The sequence below is a fragment of the Pandoraea terrae genome (assembly GCF_902459695.1).
GTDB lineage: Bacteria > Pseudomonadota > Gammaproteobacteria > Burkholderiales > Burkholderiaceae > Pandoraea > Pandoraea terrae.
Genome location: NZ_CABPRZ010000036.1, coordinates 22,059 through 39,793 on the forward strand (window position 1 = coordinate 22,059; position 17,735 = coordinate 39,793).

General features: G+C 64.0%; 13 protein-coding genes. 2 read left to right on the plus strand and 11 right to left on the minus strand.

Features of this window, described 5'->3' with window-relative positions:
• Positions 1 to 56: 56 nt before the first annotated feature.
• The 7 genes from PTE30175_RS25950 to PTE30175_RS25980 form a co-directional block, all read right to left on the minus strand.
• The gene (locus PTE30175_RS25950) at positions 57 to 2,690 is read right to left on the minus strand and encodes a penicillin acylase family protein (RefSeq protein ID WP_224788981.1); all 2,634 of its coding nucleotides are present in this window, start codon (positions 2,688 to 2,690) and stop codon (positions 57 to 59) included.
• Between the two features lie 152 nt (positions 2,691 to 2,842).
• Positions 2,843 to 3,502, minus strand: coding sequence for an aspartate/glutamate racemase family protein (locus PTE30175_RS25955; RefSeq protein ID WP_150699955.1), 660 nt, complete (start codon positions 3,500 to 3,502; stop codon positions 2,843 to 2,845).
• A gap of 91 nt (positions 3,503 to 3,593) precedes the next feature.
• Entirely contained in the window at positions 3,594 to 4,619 is a 1,026-nt protein-coding gene (locus tag PTE30175_RS25960; protein WP_150699956.1) for a flavin reductase, read from the minus strand.
• Positions 4,620 to 4,783: 164 nt separating this feature from the next.
• Positions 4,784 to 5,275: a nuclear transport factor 2 family protein gene (locus tag PTE30175_RS25965; protein WP_150699957.1), complete on the minus strand. Its 492-nt coding sequence runs from the start codon at positions 5,273 to 5,275 to the stop codon at positions 4,784 to 4,786.
• A 16-nt stretch (positions 5,276 to 5,291) separates the two neighbouring features.
• Positions 5,292 to 6,530: an NADH:flavin oxidoreductase gene (locus PTE30175_RS25970; protein WP_150699974.1), complete on the minus strand. Its 1,239-nt coding sequence runs from the start codon at positions 6,528 to 6,530 to the stop codon at positions 5,292 to 5,294.
• Between the two features lie 107 nt (positions 6,531 to 6,637).
• Positions 6,638 to 7,165 carry a gamma carbonic anhydrase family protein gene (locus PTE30175_RS25975; RefSeq protein WP_150699958.1) on the minus strand — a complete coding sequence of 176 codons (528 nt, stop codon included), beginning with the start codon at positions 7,163 to 7,165 and terminating at the stop codon, positions 6,638 to 6,640.
• Positions 7,166 to 7,178: 13 nt separating this feature from the next.
• Entirely contained in the window at positions 7,179 to 7,562 is a 384-nt protein-coding gene (locus PTE30175_RS25980) for a nuclear transport factor 2 family protein (protein WP_224788982.1), read from the minus strand.
• A gap of 348 nt (positions 7,563 to 7,910) precedes the next feature.
• Here PTE30175_RS25980 and PTE30175_RS25985 point away from each other — a divergent pair, with 348 nt between their 5' ends.
• Positions 7,911 to 9,476, plus strand: a complete 1,566-nt coding sequence (locus tag PTE30175_RS25985; protein ID WP_150699959.1) for a DUF1302 domain-containing protein — start codon at positions 7,911 to 7,913, stop codon at positions 9,474 to 9,476.
• Between the two features lie 52 nt (positions 9,477 to 9,528).
• Positions 9,529 to 10,908: a DUF1329 domain-containing protein gene (locus tag PTE30175_RS25990; RefSeq protein ID WP_150699960.1), complete on the plus strand. Its 1,380-nt coding sequence runs from the start codon at positions 9,529 to 9,531 to the stop codon at positions 10,906 to 10,908.
• Between the two features lie 592 nt (positions 10,909 to 11,500).
• Here the strand turns inward: PTE30175_RS25990 and PTE30175_RS25995 are convergent.
• The 4 genes from PTE30175_RS25995 to PTE30175_RS28910 all read right to left on the minus strand — a co-directional run bounded on the left by PTE30175_RS25995 (position 11,501) and on the right by PTE30175_RS28910 (position 17,583).
• The gene (locus tag PTE30175_RS25995) at positions 11,501 to 11,689 is read right to left on the minus strand and encodes a hypothetical protein (RefSeq protein ID WP_150699961.1); all 189 of its coding nucleotides are present in this window, start codon (positions 11,687 to 11,689) and stop codon (positions 11,501 to 11,503) included.
• Between the two features lie 1,026 nt (positions 11,690 to 12,715).
• Complete coding sequence (locus PTE30175_RS26000) at positions 12,716 to 15,121, minus strand: efflux RND transporter permease subunit (protein WP_224788983.1); 2,406 nt, start codon at positions 15,119 to 15,121, stop codon at positions 12,716 to 12,718.
• A gap of 94 nt (positions 15,122 to 15,215) precedes the next feature.
• Positions 15,216 to 16,196: a WD40/YVTN/BNR-like repeat-containing protein gene (locus tag PTE30175_RS26005; protein ID WP_150699963.1), complete on the minus strand. Its 981-nt coding sequence runs from the start codon at positions 16,194 to 16,196 to the stop codon at positions 15,216 to 15,218.
• 208 nt (positions 16,197 to 16,404) lie between these two features.
• Positions 16,405 to 17,583 carry an acyl-CoA dehydrogenase family protein gene (locus PTE30175_RS28910; protein ID WP_224788985.1) on the minus strand — a complete coding sequence of 393 codons (1,179 nt, stop codon included), beginning with the start codon at positions 17,581 to 17,583 and terminating at the stop codon, positions 16,405 to 16,407.
• Positions 17,584 to 17,735: the final 152 nt, after the last annotated feature.

Genomic DNA, 17,735 nt, shown 5'->3' on the forward strand with positions numbered 1-17,735 from the left:
GACGTGCGAATCGTGCGGCGGCCACGCGCGAAACGCGTCGCCGCCGTGCAATGCGTCTACTTCGTCTCGATACGCAGCATCTCGGTGGACTTCGTTGCGCGATTCACGTCGCCCGCGTCATGCCGCAGCGGCTTGCGGCCGAACGACGTGTAGAGCGCGACCTGATCGGCGTAGTGCGGCGAGGGTGTGCCGTCCGGCGCGATAAAGCCGCTCTGCCCCGGCGCAACCACGTCGTAAGCCGTGACCTTGCCCGACGCGCCTGGCGCCCCGAAGATAATCAGATCGTTCTCCGTGCCGCGGTTCATATACACCGGCGTGCGCACCGCCTCGGCGGCGTTCGCCTGCGGCACGCCGAAAAAGTTGTTCGCACGGAACGTCAGCGGCACCGTCGGCGCCCGCCATGCCGACGGATCGTCGCCGAGCTTCGTCTTGAGCGCCGCCGCCGCATCGCCAAGCGCCGCCAGAATCACCTCATCGTGCGGCTTGCCTGCGAAAATGTCGAACGTCTGCGGCACGCCGGCCTTGTCGCCACGCAACGCCTCGTACAGTACCTTGCTGCCGTTGCCGATGTTCGCGGAACCCGTCGGGCCGTCCTGCGGCGTGGCATAGCCACTTGCGAGGAACCATTTGTCATACGGCGCGGGCACGACTTCGCCCAGCGTACGCTTGAGCATCGCGCTCAACCAAGCATCCATGATGGCCGGCCCGGCGGTATCGTAGTGGCCGGTGTGCGTGTCGTCGCGGTTCAGGCCATCCCACGCTGCGAGCTGCAGCGCCAGCACGCGGCGCACGTCCGTTGTGGGCAGGCTGGCCGTCGCGTGTTCGATGAACGGCAGGAAGTGCCGGCGGTTGACGTCCACCGCGCTGGTCTCTTTCAGGATCTGCCACATCTCGTCAACGCCAAGCTTGTCGCGTGCCTTGAGACGTTCGTCGATCTCGGCCACACGGTCCGCGCCGCCCCACAGGAACGCGAACAGATCGCTTGCCGGATAGCCCTTCTGCGGCGAATTGTTCCAGTTCGCGATCCAGCCCTGCTTCGGGTTGTAAACCTTCGGGTTGGTCGAAAAGGGCAGCAGCCCGCGCCAGTCCCACTCTCCCGTGCCCGGCACCGGCAGGCGCGGATCGTGGCCCGGGCGGCGATCCGGATACTTGCCGGTGTGAACGTAGCCGATATTGCCGTCGCGATCCGCGTAATACCAGTTGATGGTCAACGCATGGCGCGATGCGTCCGCCGTCCATGACTTCCAGTCGTGCGCCTGCGCCTGGTGGGTCCACGCGAGCAGGGACTGCACTTCGAGGCCGTCCCACGCGCGGCCCTTGGCGTAGGCCACGTGGCGCGCGTCGTCGCGCTGCATCACGTTGCCGTGCACCGTGCGATAGACATCCAGCATGACCGGCGCGCCGTCCTTGACCTTGATGATCTCGACACGCTTTTCCATGTCGCGCCATTGGCCATTGTGGAAGTAGCGGTTCGGATTGGCCGGATCGACTTTCTCCGCAAACATGTCGATGTCATCGCCGAAGCCGGCCGTCGAGCCCCATGAAATCTTGCCGTTGTGGCCGAACAGGATGCACGGATAACCGAACGGCGTGTTGCCGACGAGATCAAAGCCCGCGCCATGCAGCCCGATACCGTATGTATAGGCGGGCGCGAACCAGCCGAACTGCGGACCGTTGAGCATGATGGCCTTCGCATCGAGCGCCTTCGATTTGCCAACGATCCACATATTGCTCGTGGTCGGGAAACCGGCCGGCCCGGGTTGGCCGAACTGCGCGAACTGGGCAAGCATCGTCGCGGCATTATCCGCAGGCGCTTCGTGCAGCAAGGCGCCGTCGCTGCCGCGCGCCAGACGCGCGAGCATCGGCGCCGGGCCATCGTAACGCGGCAGAATTTGTGCGGACGACGACGACGTCACGCCCGGTTGCGGCCCGACCTTGACGGCGTAGCTGCCTTCGCTCGCGGGCACCGTCGTCGGTGCGTCGGGATTGACGAGCCATTTGAGTTCGTTGAACAGCGCCATGCCCTTGTCCGCGCCGTACTTGTCCTTGAGCGCAGTGACAAGCGCAAGGTTGTCCAACTCGCTCGTGGCGTCGGAGAAGCGGTTCGCCATCGTGCCGACGAAGACCATCGCGACATCGAAGGCATCCCAGTTCGACGGCTGGAAGCCGAAGTCGGTGAATTGTTTTGGCAGTTTCGATCCGGGTTGCGCGCGCACCTGTGCGATCCATGCGTTCATGCCCGCGGCGTAGCCTTCGAGAATGTCGCGTTCGCGCTGCGGCAACGCGCTGAGCTGCCGCTCGATGGACGCCGGCCAGTAATTCGCCCGGATCGACTTGTCGAAATCGACGAACTTGCCACCGAGCACCTCGGCCACCGTGCCTTGGGTGCTGCGCTTGGCCATCTCCATCTGGAACAAGCGGTCCTGCGCGATCGCATAACCGTAGCCATAGAACAGGCCGTAAACGGTGTTTGCGTAGATATGCGGTACGCCGTATTCGTCGCGCTTGATCGTGACGCCCTGCGTCGCCGGGGCTGCGGCGGCGGCCGGCGTGGCGGGCGCCGCGGTTCGTGCCATCGCCGGGGATGCCGCGCCAAGCGAGGCCGCGATGAGCGTAAGCGCCAGCACCGGCACACTCAGGCGCCGGGCGAAGCGTGGCAGGGTAATCGGTGCGTGGGGGCTCGTGTACATCTTGTCTCCATATTCTTTTCTTGAGACAAAAAGATTAGCATGCTGTCGACCGACCGGTCGGCTTATGAATTACATGCACGTCGAAATGCGATTTTCGGGACACGCCGCCGAACCCCTGCCCCCTGCCCCGGCCCGCTGGCGCGACGTCGCCGCTACCTGACCGTCTCGGCGAGCAGCGATGCCAGCCGGCGCATGGCGGCAGGAATCGGCGCGATGATGGGCACGTCGAACTGGCCGGCCAACGCGATCGCCGCCTGACCGAGCGGACCCCCGCCGATGATGACAGCCTGCGCACCGTCAAGCGTAATGCATTCCGAGACTGCTTGCGCCAATGCCGCCTCGAGGCGCGCCGGGTCGGCCGTCAGCGCCTCGGGGTCTCCCGGGGTCAGGCGGACGCCGGTATAGCGCGCGCCCAGCCCCAGCGCATGCGCCCGTGCATCGATCGGCCCCACAAGCTCGGGTGTGACCGTGGCGACGCCAAAGCGGCGGCCGCCATGCGCCGCCTCCCGCATCGACGATTCGCAGATCCCCACAACGGGCACGTCGATGAGATCCTGAAGCGCCTCGATACCGGGATCGCCGAACGCGCTGATGACCACGCCGGCGGCGTCCCCGCCGTGCCGCCGCCAGCTTGCCAGGACTTCGCCGCCTGCCGCGTTGAGCGCAGCGGCGTCCACGATCATCGGCACGCCGCGAGCTGCCGTCGCCCCGCGCACCGCATATCCGGCGGGCGCAGACGCCCTGGCGATCGCCAGCATCATGGCGGTCGTGTCTTCCGAGGTATTGGGATTCAGTAAAAGGATCTCGCGCATGGGATGGTTGAGTCCCTCGTGGTGCCAAGAGGACCCATCATACTGCGAGGCGCACGCCTCGCGCAAAGCCATCACGCGTCCGGGTGCCGGCTTACTCGCGCGCCCACAAATCCGGCAGGCCCGGGTCCGTCGATGCGATGAACTTTTGCAGCAGCGATTTGAGTACCGCGCCATCGGCATATCCGAAACGTGCCAGGGCATCCGCTTCAAGCGATTTCGACGCAGCCACCAGATGCAGCGCGCGATCGCGGCCACTGGGTGTCAGGAAGAAGCGCGCGCCCTGCCCTGCCGCATCGTCCGCCTCGCTGTGCAGCCATCCGCCCGCGCGCAGACTTTCCAGCACCGGCGCGCTCGGACGCTCCAGACTGTGCGAGATCGCGGCATCGACGTCCGCCGCGCTCACGCCATCGCGCACGGTGAGCGTCGACAGCACATACCATTGCTCGTCCGTCAGGCCGGCCGCCTGGGTCTTCTCGCGAATCCTCTGGTAGAACTGAAAATGTGCGCGGCCCAGTTGATAGCCGAGAAAATCCTCGCTGAAACTGCCTGCAAGCCGGGCGCTGCGCGGCGCGGGCAAGGTCGGATCCTTTTGCATCGCCAGCGCGTATTTGCCTGCGTGAAACGCCAGCGGCGCACGTTCCTCGCGCTCGAACGCCGTGACCTCGCCCACGAAAATGATGTGGTCGCCGCCCTCGTACTGGAACGACGTCTTGCAATGGAACCGCGCCACGCACCCACGCAGAAGCGGCACGCCCTGGGCCGTGGCATCAAGCTCCAAGCCCGCGAATTTGTCTTCGCCGCTCTTCGCGAAGCGGTTCGACAGCGCCTCCTGATCGGCGGCCAGCACGTGCACCGCCCAATGATCGGCGGCCTCGAAGGCTGTGCGGCTATGCGCCTTCTTGGCCAGGCTCCACAGCACCATCGGCGGATCGAGCGAAACAGAGTTGAAACTGTTCGCCGTCAGTCCGACGAAACTGCCGTCCGGCGCCCGCGTGGTGATGACTGTCACGCCAGTGGCAAAGGCGCCGAGCGCCGAGCGGAAGGCTTTCGGATCGGTCTTGGGGTCGGCCGTCGGTGCGGCCGGGGCATCGTGTCGGGGGGCGCTTGGTGCGGTCATGAGGAACTCCATCGAAGCGTTATGCAGTGAGTATCGGCGGGCGCACCGACTGGCTGTCGCTGCATCGGTGCCCCGTCATGATCCCGAGCTTCCCACAACGCATTCACGGCCTCATCGTCCTGCCAGACTAGCCAGGGAGCACATTGGCCCGCCGCTTTTCGGGCTTAGCCCGCCTGACGCGCGGCCAGCACCAGCGAGAGCTGCGCCGGGTCGAGCTTCAGGACCAGCGTGGAAGTCGGGACGCACCGCGTGGCCGACATCCGCCATTCGTCGCCGACGCGGCGGTAGCGGTCCTCGTAGACCGCGCCGAGTTGCAACAGCGTCATCGCCTGCGTGTCGATGCGCTGAAAATGCAGCCCCCAGGTACCTTGCGCTTCGTCGTCGCCCGTCAAGGCGATCTGCGGATTCACGCCATGATGCATTTCGATGATGTGATCGACGCATCCGAGCCGGGTGAAGACGTCCACCAACGCCTCGCGATTGTCGAAAACACCCACATTTCCGTAATCGATATGAACCTCGCCCGGCACGAAACACTCGCGCATCCCCGCCGGATCCTTGGCGTCGCAACACGCCAGGTAACGCGCCTTGAGCCGGCGAATCGCTTCGATGTCTTCAAGACGGCGCACGCGCGCCGCGATGTCGTGATCAGTCATCCATTGTCTCCGTGGATTATTCCGCAGCCAGTTGCTGCGTCAGCGAGGGATCGTTGCCCGGACCATAGACACAGCTCACCCCCGCCGGATCGTAGATCTTCGCCACGCACGCATTGCAACTGTCGCACGCGGAGCGGTCCGTCACGCCGTCGCGCCAATGCGTGACGAGCGCCGGGTCGTGAATCAGCGCGCGTGCGAGCGCGACGCAATCGAAACCTTCGCCGATCAGCCGTTCGGCATCGGCGAGCGACTTCAAGCCGCCGATATACGCCAGCGGCATGCGCACCGCCTGGCGAATGACGCGCGCCGGTTCCAGGAAATACAGGTCGCGAAACTTGAGATCGCGCGGCGTGCGCTTCTCGAGCATGGTGATGCCGAAGCGGGCCAGCGCATGCGGCGCCGCCGCCTTCATCTGGGCAGTCGGCATCGGGCTGCCGAAGAGCGCCCACGGACTCTCGACATTGCGCCCGCCCGAAAGCGTCAGGATGTCCGCACCTTCGGCCTCCAGGACACGGGCAATCGCCGCGGACGCCTCGGCGTCGTTGCCTCCCGGAACGCCATCGATAATGCTGAGCTTGCAGCCGACCGCCATATCGTGTCCAACGGCGTCCTTGACCGCACGCAGCACGGCAGCCGGGAAACGCGCACGCTGTTCAGGACCGCCGCCGTAGGCATCGCGCCGTTTGTTGGACAACGGCGACAGGAACTGGTTGAGCAGATAACCGTGGCCCATGTGGATCTCGACCGCGTCAAAACCCGCCGAGCGCGCCAGGCGCGCTGCCTCGGCGAATTGCGCGGCGACGGTCGACATCTCCGCCTCTCGCATCGCCCGCTGGAAATACACGCCGTACATCATGCCGAACGCGTTCAAACCGCCCGACGCGCTGGCCGGCCGGCGGCTGCCCCCGTGACGCATCATCGTGAACGACCCGGCGTGCGTGATCTGCAGGCATGCGGCCGCGCCTTCCCGATGCACGGCGTCCGTCAGCACGCGCAGATAGGGGATGGCGGCTGGCGTCAGATGGATCTGATGCGGGAACGTCATGCCGTCGCTCGCCACGGCAGCGTAGGCAACGGTCGTCATGCCGACGCCGCCCGCAGCCAGGTCGCGATGGTGTTTCACGAGCGCTTGCGTGGGCAGGCCATGCGGTGTCATGCCTTCGTTCGCGCCCGCCTTGATATAGCGGTTGCGCAGCGTGAGCGGGCCGAGCTTGACCGGCGTAAACGTCGATCGGGCAACGGGAGACTGCACCATGGATAGCGGGAATTCGGATGAAGCGGACGACGACGAAGTCGACGGCAAGGAAAACTGCGGCATGCAAGCCTCCTGACGATTCTGTGGATGGGTGTGCTGCGGACGAATCAGACGTCGATGCGCTTCATCGTCGCCAGACTCTCACGGGCGAGCGCCTGATACAGCGTTGTGCCATGACGCTTTGCAGCGATTTCCTCAGGTGTGAGCGCGCGTACGACCCGCCCCGGCACGCCCATGACAAGCACGCCGGGGGGAATGCGCTGCGCCGTGGACACGAACGCGCTGGCTGCCACGATCGAGGCCTCGCCAATCTCGGCGCCGTCCATGATCACGGCGTTCATGCCGATCATCACGTCGCGGCCGATCTGGGCGCCGTGCACGACCGCTGCGTGGCCGATATGACTGTTCGGCAGGAGGCGGCAGACCTCTTTCGGGGCGACGTGCAACACGCAACCGTCCTGCACGTTGCACCCTTCACCGACCTCGATACGCCCGAAATCGCCGCGCAGGCTAGCGCAGGGGCCGATATAGCAACCCGCGCCGATCTCGACGTCGCCGATCAGCACCGCCATTTCGTGAACGAACGCTTCGGGATGGATACGCGGCCGGCGGCCGGAGAATTCATAGAGTGCCATGACGATGCCGGGATCAGGCCGGATGAACGTCGTCCGGCGCCCAGAACGCCTGCATGCGTTCGATCTTTCCGGAGTCGTCGAACGTCATCACGTCGGTCACATCGATCTTGACGGCGTGCCCGTTCATCGTCACCTGCACCTGGAACGTGATGGATGCGCTGCGGCCATGCGAGCCGCGCGGCGGCGCGACCAGCGCCAGCCGTGCGCCGGTTTTGATGGCGCCTGCGTAGAAAGCCTCGATCGCGGCCCGCCCTTCAACGCGCGGCGCGCCGACCGGGTCTTCGACCGTGGCATGATCGGCGTAGAGTGCGCACACCCGTGCGGCGTCGCCTGCATTGAACGCCTCGACATATTCCCGCAATGCGGCCTTCATCGTCGCGCTGTCGACCATCGTCATCCCCTGAAATCCGGTAATAAAAGGTGGCCGCCGCGCCAAGCAAGCGGCGGCCAATGTCTTGCATCATCCTCCGCGACCGCTGCGGCGATCATCGTCATTTCAGACTAGGGCGGTTCGCCGGGCCGTCGGGCATCTACCCGGCGCCTGCACGGCATCTGCGCGGACATCTACTCGTTTTCCCGCATAGGCTTTCCGGGCATGGCCCGGCCGCCCTTCTCCCGCCGTACCCGCCGATTTTCTAAACATATCCGTCTAGTCTATTCCGACGTTTTTTTTTAGCGGCGGCATCACTAGTCTGCGGTTCAAACCACAAGAAAGAATGGCTTCGTCATCACTACAGGAGACACCATGCAGGCTCGCCGCAGCACCCACGCACCGTTGCTCAATCAGCCTTACTCCCGCATAGCGGTTGCCGCTGTCCTGATGTTTGCTGCCGGCGGCGCCCTTGCCGGCAACACCATCGATCTGGGCAATGAAACCTCCCTCGACTGGTCGTTGACCGGGACATACGGTGCCGCCATGCGCACACGTTCGCCCAGCCCGACGATTCTGCAGCCCGCCAACATCAACGGCGACGACGGGGACCGCAACTTCCAGAAGGGCAGCCTGATCAATAACCGGTTCAGCCTGCTCGGTGAAATGAATCTTTACCGCGGGAACATGGGTGTGTTTCTGCGCGGCAGCGCCTTCTACGATCAGGTCTACCGGCGCGCGAACGGCAACGATTCGCCGTTCACCGTCAACCATTCCGGCGATTTCAACCAGTTTACCGATCCGGCGCAGTTCTACCATGGCCGTCGCGCGCAGTTGCTCGACGCCTACGTGTACAACACGTTCTCGGTCGGCGAGACCAAGCTCAACGTGAAGCTCGGTAATCAGGTGGTGGCCTGGGGCGAATCGCTGTACTTCCCGAACATCGCCGGTGCGATGGGTGTGGCCGATGCGACGAAGTCGTTCGTGCCTGGCGCGGAAGTGAAGGACATCCTCTTGCCGGTGCCGCAATTGTCGATGCAATGGCAATTGAACCCGACCGTCAGCCTGATGGGCTATTACCAGTTCACGTACCAGCCGAATCAGCTGAGCGCACCTGGCAGCTACTTCAGCACGACCGACGTCGTCGGGCCGGGCGCGCAATACATTATCGGGCCGGGCGGCTTCAAGATTCCCCGCGGGCCGGACATCACCCCGAGCAATCAGGGTCAGTTCGGCTTGGGCTCGCGTGTACGCGTATTCGGCGACACCGAAGTGGGCCTGTACTTCTTGAATTACCACGACAAGAACCCGAACGTGGTGACGTCGTTCTTCCCGACCATCCAGTACCAGCAGAAGTACTTCGGCAACATCAAGCTCTATGGTGCGAGCGCGTCGACCTCGTTGTTCGGCGCGAACGTGGCGGGCGAAGTCAGCTACCGCGACGGTGCGCCGGTGCTCGTCAACGTGGGCGGTACGCCGCAAGCGACGCGCGCCAACGTTTGGCAGGCCCAGGTCTCGGCGATCTACTCGATCGGCCCGACCTTCCTGGCGGATTCGCAGTCGCTGGTGGGTGAAATCGGCTACCAGCACGTTGCCAGCGTGACGCCGTTCATGGGATCGACGCAACTGGTCAACACGACCAATTCGGCGGCCTACCAGGTGAGCTGGTCGCTGACGTACAACAACGTGTTCGACGGCTGGGACTTGACGATCCCGTTGACCTACGCGGACGCGTTCTCGGGCCATTCGGCCGTGGCAGGCAGCTTTGGCTCGTTGTCGGGTGCGGGCGACCGGCGCGTGTCGATCGGTGCGACGTTCAAGCGTCTGAACAACCTCGAACTAGGCCTCACGTACGCGAAGTTCCTTGGCAGCGTAAGCCTTGCCAACCGGCCGCTTGCCGATCGTGACTACGTTGCCTTCAACGCGAAATATTCGTTCTGATGCCGTCGGTCCTGAGACCGGGCGACATGCCATCCAAAGGAGTTGAACAGAGATGAAACGATATCGAAACCTGACCGTGCAAACCGGTCTTTTGGCTGCCAGCCTGCTGGTGGCGGTGGCGTCGTACGCAAAGACGACGCAGGATGACCTCAAGCAGCTTGAAGGCCCGCTCACGCCGGTGGGTGCTGAGCGCGCCGCCAGCAAGGACGGCCAGATTCCTGCGTGGAGCGGCAAGTGGCTGGGTGCGCCTCCGGGCGTGCAGTACAAGGCGGGCGACCGTTATGCGGATCCGTACGCGAGCGAGAAGCCGCTGTATGTGATCACGGCGCAGAACATGGCGCAGTATGCGGACCATCTGACTGAAGGCGAGAAGGCGCTGTTCAAGAAGTATCCTGAGACGTTCAAGATGCCGGTGTACCAGTCGCATCGCGACTTCCGTTTCCCGGATGCCTACTACAAGAGCATCACGACGTACGCGCCTGAGGTCGAGATGCTGCCGAATGCGAACGGCATCAAGAATTCACCGGCGATCGTGCCGTACCCGGTTCCGAAGAACGGTTTGGAGTTGATGTGGAACCTGCGCGTGTCGGCGGGGCTGGCGTTCGAGAAAGCCACCTATGACCAGGCGGTCGTCTATCCTGACGGCCAGATTGCCTGGGGCCGGGTGAAGTACTCGATCTACGGGCCGCGCTCGACATTCCAGTTCGCGCCGAAGGACGAAATCTACAACCGCAGCTTCTTCCGCACGGTGACGGATTTGCCGTTGCGTGATCGTGGGACGGTGATCATCGGTTACTCGGTGTGGAACGAAGACGCAAGCAATTCGAACCGCACGTGGATGTACAACCCTGGTACGCGCCGTGTGCGTCAAGCACCGGAATACGGCTTCGACCAGCCGAGCGGCCCGGGCGGCTTCCGTACCGTGGACGACGACCGCTTGTATAACGGCTCGGGCGAGCGTTACAGCTGGAAGATCGTCGGCAAGAAGGAGATGCTGGTCCCGTACAACAATTACAAGGTGATGAACACGTCCACGAAGTACAAGGACATGTTGACGAAGGGTCACGAAAATCCGGATGTGATGCGATATGAGTTGCATCGCGTGTGGGTGCTCGAGGCCACGCTCAAGCAAGGGTTCCGTCACCAGTACGCGAAGCGGGTGTTGTACCTTGACGAAGACAGCTGGATTGCGTTGTCGGCAGACAACTACGATGCGCGCGGCCAACTGTGGCGCACGAACTTCGCGTCGACGGTCTACGCTTACGACGCCAAGTTCTTCTACACGACCACGGTGTTCTTCCACGACCTGATCTCGGGCGCCTACCTCGCCGACCGACTGACGAACGAAGGCCCGATGCCGGCGCTGACCCCCAACTCGGAATTCAACGAAAGCTACTTCTCGCCGGATGCGGCACGTAGCGCGGGGACGTGATCGGCGGTTTCCGCAGTAACTTGATGTAGAGGTATGCCCCGCTTCGGCGGGGCTTTTTGCTTTATGGTTACTGGTGCTTTTGCTTGGTGTAACTGCCTGTCGTGCCTATTGATGCCCGCGCCACCCGCAATGGCCCTTCTTGCCTATTGATGCTCGCGCCGGCCGCAGCATTGACCCGCTTTCCGCTCCCGACAGAACACACGTACGCGGAAAGCGGGTCAACGCTCCGGCGAACCGCTACCGTTCCGTCGACACCCTACCTCAAGCCGCCCAATGCTTGCCCCAGTCTGACGCGACAGCCGTCTTCACCAGCCGCTCCACGCGGCATGCCGATTCCCGGACTCGCTCACGAGGGACCGGCGTCGACTCCGATAATCGTCATGCCGTGACACCCCGGCGGTCCACTCAGCCCCCGCGGCCTCGGGGCCGCACACCGAACGCGGGTTTCGACGTACCGGCACCGCGCGACGCGCGCAGGTTCGTTGAAACCTGTGTATTCCGGCTTTATCGCGAAGGTCAGGGCCGTAACGCATCGATAATCGCCCGGATGATATGCCATCCGGGCTAAGCTGCCGCTGCGGGCGGGCGGGCGTTACGCGGCAAGAGGCTGCGCACGATCCATGAGGTGGTTTCGCTGCTCGAAGATTTGCGCCGAAAGTTCATGTGCAGTGTTCGCGAGCTCTTCGAGTTGCTCAAAGAACGCATGCACGAATTCCTCGTCCAGCGAATCGATCCCGCCTTGGCCACCCACCATCGACAGCGCGACTATCTTGCCAGTCACATTGCGCAGTTCAACCGCACGTTCATCCTGCTCCCGACGACACACTGGGCAATCGCTTCGTCTTCCGGGGAAAGTTGACGTTCAACTTCAGACATAACACCTCCAACACAACAAAGTGGGTTTGCGCCCGCTCAGCGCTGTCGTGGGAGTGACGTAAAGGTTGGCGTTTCGATGACGAACGGGTGGGCGGGCACCAGGCCGGGGTGAGATACCGTGCAATTCCCATGGAGAAAAACGGCCGATCCGAAGATCGCCCAGCCTGAGCCCGCCCATAGAGAAATGACGTGCGCAGTCGGTGCACGACGGGCCGCGCCGAAGCGCGGCCGTGTGCCCATGGCAATTGCTGCCGGGATCTCACTCCCGTATCGCGATTGGGTCGCGACAGGAAAAGCTTACGTGCTGCACACGGCATGTACAAGGCGATAAGTCGTCAGTTCTATCATTTTGCGCGACTTTCGGAATCGTCCGAGAAAATCATTGGGATAACATGCCGATTTTCCAACTAGCCGCCTCCCGGCACGGCATGGCGCCTGTATGTCGTCGCCGATGACCCGCGTCGCACGATACGCAGTGGCGCGCTGGAAGCTTCGTTCGGTTTACGGCCCCGAGGCCGCGGGGGCTGTGTGGACCGCCGGGGTGTCACGGCATGACGATTATCGGAGTCGACGCCGGTCCCTCGTGAGCGAGTCCGGGAATCGGCATGCCGCGTGGAGCGGCTCGTGAAGACGGCGATAGCGTCAGACTGGGGCAAGCATTAGGCGGCTTGAGGCAGTGTGTCGACGCGACTTGAGCGGTTCGCCGGAGCGTTGACCCGCTTTCCGCGTACGTGTGTTCTGTCGGGAGCGGAAAGCGGGTCAATGCTGCGGCCGGCGTGAGCACCAATAGGCAAGACGGGCAGTTGCGGCTGACGCGAGCATCAAGAGGCAAGGCGCGCAGTTCCACCCGACGCAAGCCCCATAAAAAAACACCCGCCGGAGCCATCCCGGCGGGTGTTGAGCAATATTGCCCGACAACGCGGGCGGCGGATCAGGACGATGCCGATACCGTCATCGTCGCCTTCTCCACCTTCGATGCGTGGCCTCGCGCCCGCGCCCGCTCTTCCTCCGCAACGCCAAGCCACGCAGCCAGTGCAGGCAGCAGGAATACCGCGCCGAACAGGTTCACCAGGAACATGAACGCGAGCAGAACCCCCATGTCCGCCTGGAACTTCAACGCCGACAACGCCCACGTGCCCACACCGATGAACATCGTCAGCGCCGTGAACAATGCCGCAGTGCCCCGCTGGCGCATCGACTCCGCAAATGCATGCGGCAGGTCCTGCCCTTCCTCACGGATCTGGTGCTGGATGCGCTCGTACAGATAAATGCCGTAATCGACGCCAACGCCCACGCCCAGCGTGATCACCGGCAATGTCGCGACCTTCAGGCCGATGCCCAGATGCGCCATCAACGCATTGCACAGGATCGAGACAACCGTCAGCGGCATGATGATGCACAGGACCGCGCGCCACGACCGGAAGGTGACCAGGCACAACAGCGTAATCGCGCCGAAGATCGACAGCAGCATCACCACTTCCGCTTCTTCCACAGCCTCGTTCGTCGCCGCCATCACGCCAATGTTGCCGCCACCCAGCCGGAACGCAACGTTCGGCGTCTTGTCCGTCGCCACGAAATGCTTGATCTCGTCGACGATGTGCGCGATGGTCGTGCCCTCGTGATTCGTCGTATAAATGAGCACCTGAATCGCCTGGCAATTCGGCGTATTCATCGCGTTGTCCGGATCAAATGCCTTCGCGCCCTGGCTCAAACCCGCGCTGTTGCGCGGCAACGCTTCCCAACGCGGATTGCCCTCGTTGCTCGCACCGATCGCAACTTTCGCCAGCGACGGCACACTCACCACCGAATGCACGCCAGCCACACCACGCATCGTCATCTCGAAGCGCTCGACCGCACTCATCACCGGATAATGCAGACAGGCGTCATCGAAGCCGGTCGGCTCGACCACCACCGTCAACACGTCGACACCAATGTTGTACTGATGCGTAATCGCAGAATTGTCGCGGTTGTAACGCGACTCCGCACGCAGCTCCGGCGCACCATTGCCGATGTCGCCGATCAACAGATGCCGAGCCTCCCGTGCACCGAAGCCAAGCAGCACGAGCGCCACGGCAAATACCGCCAGCGCAGGCTTCGGACGCGCGAAACGCGCAAACCACTGCCAACGGCTGCCGCCCGTTCGGCCCGCTTCCGCCTGACGCTTCGCTGCAGCCAACGCACGCGGCTCAAGCCGAGTGTAGGACAACAGGATCGGCAGGAAAATCTTGTTCGTCACGATCATCAACAGCACGCCCAGACACGCCGTGATGCCAAGTTCGCGCACAATGTCGATCTCGATGCGCATGATGACGAGAAAGCCCAGCGCGTTCGTCAGCAACGCGACCGTGCCCGGAATGAACAGCTTGCTGAATGCGCCGCGCGCCGCGCCCAGCGGCGAAGCGTCCGTCGCCAACTCCTGCTTCCACGCATTGGTCATCTGCACCGCGTGCGAAACGCCAATAGAGAAGATCAGGAACGGCACAAGTATCGACATCGGATCGATGCCGTAGCCCAGCAACGGTAATACCCCCAGCAACCAGACAACCGGCAACAACGCGACCACCAGCGCCAGTACCGTCGTCTTGAGCGAACGGGTGTAGCCGAGCAACAGCAATGCGGTAATGACGAAGGCCACGGCGAAGAAGACCATCACGCCGGAAATGCCCTCCTCCACGTCGCCGACCAGCTTCGCAAAGCCGATGATGTTGACCTCGACGCCGCTGTTTGCATAGCGCGCGCGCAATTCCTCAAGTTTCTTCGCGACGAGCGCGTAATCGGTGGTCTTGCCATTGCCGTCGGTTTCGCGCAATTCCGCGCGGATTAGCGCCGACTTCAGATCGTTGCCCACCAACCGCCCGATCTGGCCCGAGCGCGCAACGTTGCTGCGCACCGTCGCAAGTTCGTCCGGCCGGCCACTGAATTTGCCCGGCATGACGACGTCGCCCTTGAAGCCGTCTTCCGTAATTTCCGTGTAACGGACGTTCGGCGTGAACAGCGAATACACGCGTGAACGATTCACACCCGGCAGGAAGAAGACGTCGTCCGTGGCGCGGCGCAGCGCGTCCATGAACTGCGGGTTGTAGATGTCGCCCTCGCCTTTCCAGCGCAAACTCACCAGCACGGTGTTCGCACCGGAGAAAGTGCTCGCGTACTTGTTGAGGATCTGCATATACGGATGCTGCATCGGGATCATTTTGTTGAACCCGGGGTCGAGACGCAGACGTGTGGCCGACAGGCCCAACGCGAGCGTGACCGCGATGCACACCGCCAGCAGCAGCCGGCGGTAGGCAAACAGCAGATCCGCGCAGCGTGTCACGAAATGGGACATGCGATTCATGGATTTCTCGCTTACAGACATTGTTCGGGAAGGACGCGTCCGGCCGCCGGCAACTTTGCGCGGCGGGCTTGCGAACGCACGCGTCGCAACGGGTTCATCGCGGCGGCAAGGCCAACGGGGTCAGGCCGCCGTCGCCGGCGACCAGGACGTTGGACGACGTAGCGCCCGGCGCTGCGGATGGCATCGGCAAGACAGCAGACAAGCTCATCGCGCCGCCGCCGGGGGCGGTCGTGAAATGACGGCCGCCGTCGCCGGATACGGCCACGGTGCCGCCCTGCCCGACGAGTACGATGCGCCCGTCAGCCAATTGGGCACCGCCGAAGAACGATGCCGCCGCCGGCAGTTCCACACGCTCCCAAGTCGTTCCGAAGTCTTCGCTGCGCAGGACGTTGCCGCGCATGCCATAGGCTACCCACGCGCCATCGGTCAACGGCAGTACGCCGTAGAGCGAACCGGCGTACGGCGATTTCACCGCCGCCCACTGCGCACCGCCATCGGTCGAACGCAGGACCGTGCCCGCTTCACCAACGATCATCAGGTTGTGCCGCGCGTCGCTGGCCATCGCGTTCAGATGCCGGTCGGCCGCCGGCGTCTGCGGCGACGGCTGCCACGTGCGCCCGCCATCGTGCGAACGCAACAGTGCGCCGAAGCTGCCGAGCGCGAACCACTCTCCCGTGGGCGCACCCCACACGGACAGCAACGGGTCGGAATGCGCCTCGTCGATGTGGACCTGACGCCAGTGCAGTCCGCCATCGTCGGTGCGGACGATCACGCCGTCATGCCCCACGGCCACGCCGACGCGGGCGTCAGCAAAAGCGACTTGCGTCAGGGTGGAGCCGGCGTCAGGCTTGACGTCGGCAGGCCGCCAATGCGCCCCCGAGTCGTCGCTCACGAGGATTTTGCCGCGCTCGCCCACGGCCACGAGCCGGTCGCCCGCGCGCGCAAGGCCATTGATCTGCAGACGGTCGGGTTTGAGGCTCGATGCCGGGAACGCCGGCAGGGGGCGCGGCGCGAACGCGAAAATTGCCGCCGCCACGACGGCCAGCGACATCGCGAGGCCGATCAGTCGTTTCATGAAAGTCTCCTCCATACAGCTTGTTCCGGGACGGTCCCGGCGCGGCGTCTGTGTTCGACGCGTCGTCGCCATCGTCCCGCGGGGGTCGCGCAGCAAGGGGTGCCCCCCCATGTCGGCGTCGTGATATTCACTATCGGCCAGTCGTCCGCGCGGCGCATCGTCTGTTTCGATAAGACGCCCCCGCCGCGCGAGCACTACACCATCGTGTTCACGCCTGCCCGCGCGGCTCGCGCGGCATGCCGAGCCCCCGTTCGGCAATGATGTTGAGCTGGATCTCGTTGGTCCCCGCGTAGATCGTGTCCGCGCGTGAAAACAGCGCCATCTGCTGCAAACGCATGCGGCGCGGATCGTCAGCATCGATCACGTTGGCGTCGGCGCCCAGTACGTCGAGCGCGAGTTGGCCGAGGTCCCGGTGCCAATTCGACCAGTAGTGCTTGTAGATGAGCGCTTCACGGCCCGGCGCAGCATTTGCCGACTCGCTTCCGGCGGCATCTCCCGCCAGCATCCGCAAGGCGTTGTATCGCATCACGCGCAATCCCGTCCACGCGCGTGCAATGCGTTGACGGACCAGGGCGTCACGCAGCGCGCCGCGTTCGCGCGCAAGTGAAACGATCCACTCGAGTTCGTGCGCAAAGTGCATTTGCTGACCCAGCGTCGAGATGCCCCGCTCGAAGCCGAGCAGCGCCATGGCAATGCGCCAGCCGTCGCCCGGCTTGCCCACGACATGTTCAGCCTTCGCGATCGCGCCGTCGAAGAACACCTCGTTGAACTCCGCGCCGCCACCCATCTGCCGAATCGGACGAATTTCCACGCCAGGCTGGTCAAGCGGCATCAGCAGGAAGATCAACCCGCGATTGCCCACAGATCCCGCTTCCGAGCGCGCCAGCACAAAAATCCAGTCCGATTCGTGGGCGAGCGACGTCCACACTTTCTGGCCATGCACGCGCCAGTCGCCCGTCGCAACGTCCAGTTCCGCACGGGTGCGCACGTTGGCCAGATCCGATCCCGCGCCCGGCTCCGAATAGCCCTGGCACCAGAACTCCGTGCCGTTGCGAATGCCCGGCAGGAAGCGGGCCTTCTGGGCCTCCGTACCGAAAGCGAGCAAGGTCGGACCAATGAGCCCTTCGCCGATGTGCCCCGCACGCCCCGGCCCGCCCGCGCGCGCATATTCTTCCTGCACGGCGACCTGATCCATAACGGACATGTCTCGCCCGCCCCACGCCTGCGGCCACCCCAGACAGGTCCATCCGCCGTCGGCCAGCTCACGCTCCCAGTCCTTGCGCAACGCCGGATACGCCTCTTCGTCGCCAGGACCGCCGCGATGACGCAATGGTGCGAAACGGCCGCGAAGATGCGCGTCCATCCAGGCCGTGATTTCCTTTCGCAGCGCGGATTCGTGCGCGTCGTATGCGGCATCGTCGGGCGTATCCGTGCCACATTCGCCGCGCGGCGAACGCTCGTTCACCTCCGTCGCGCCACCGTGTCCATGCGCCGCCGTCATATCGGCGGACATCTGCCCCGCCAGCGCTTCGAGCGTCG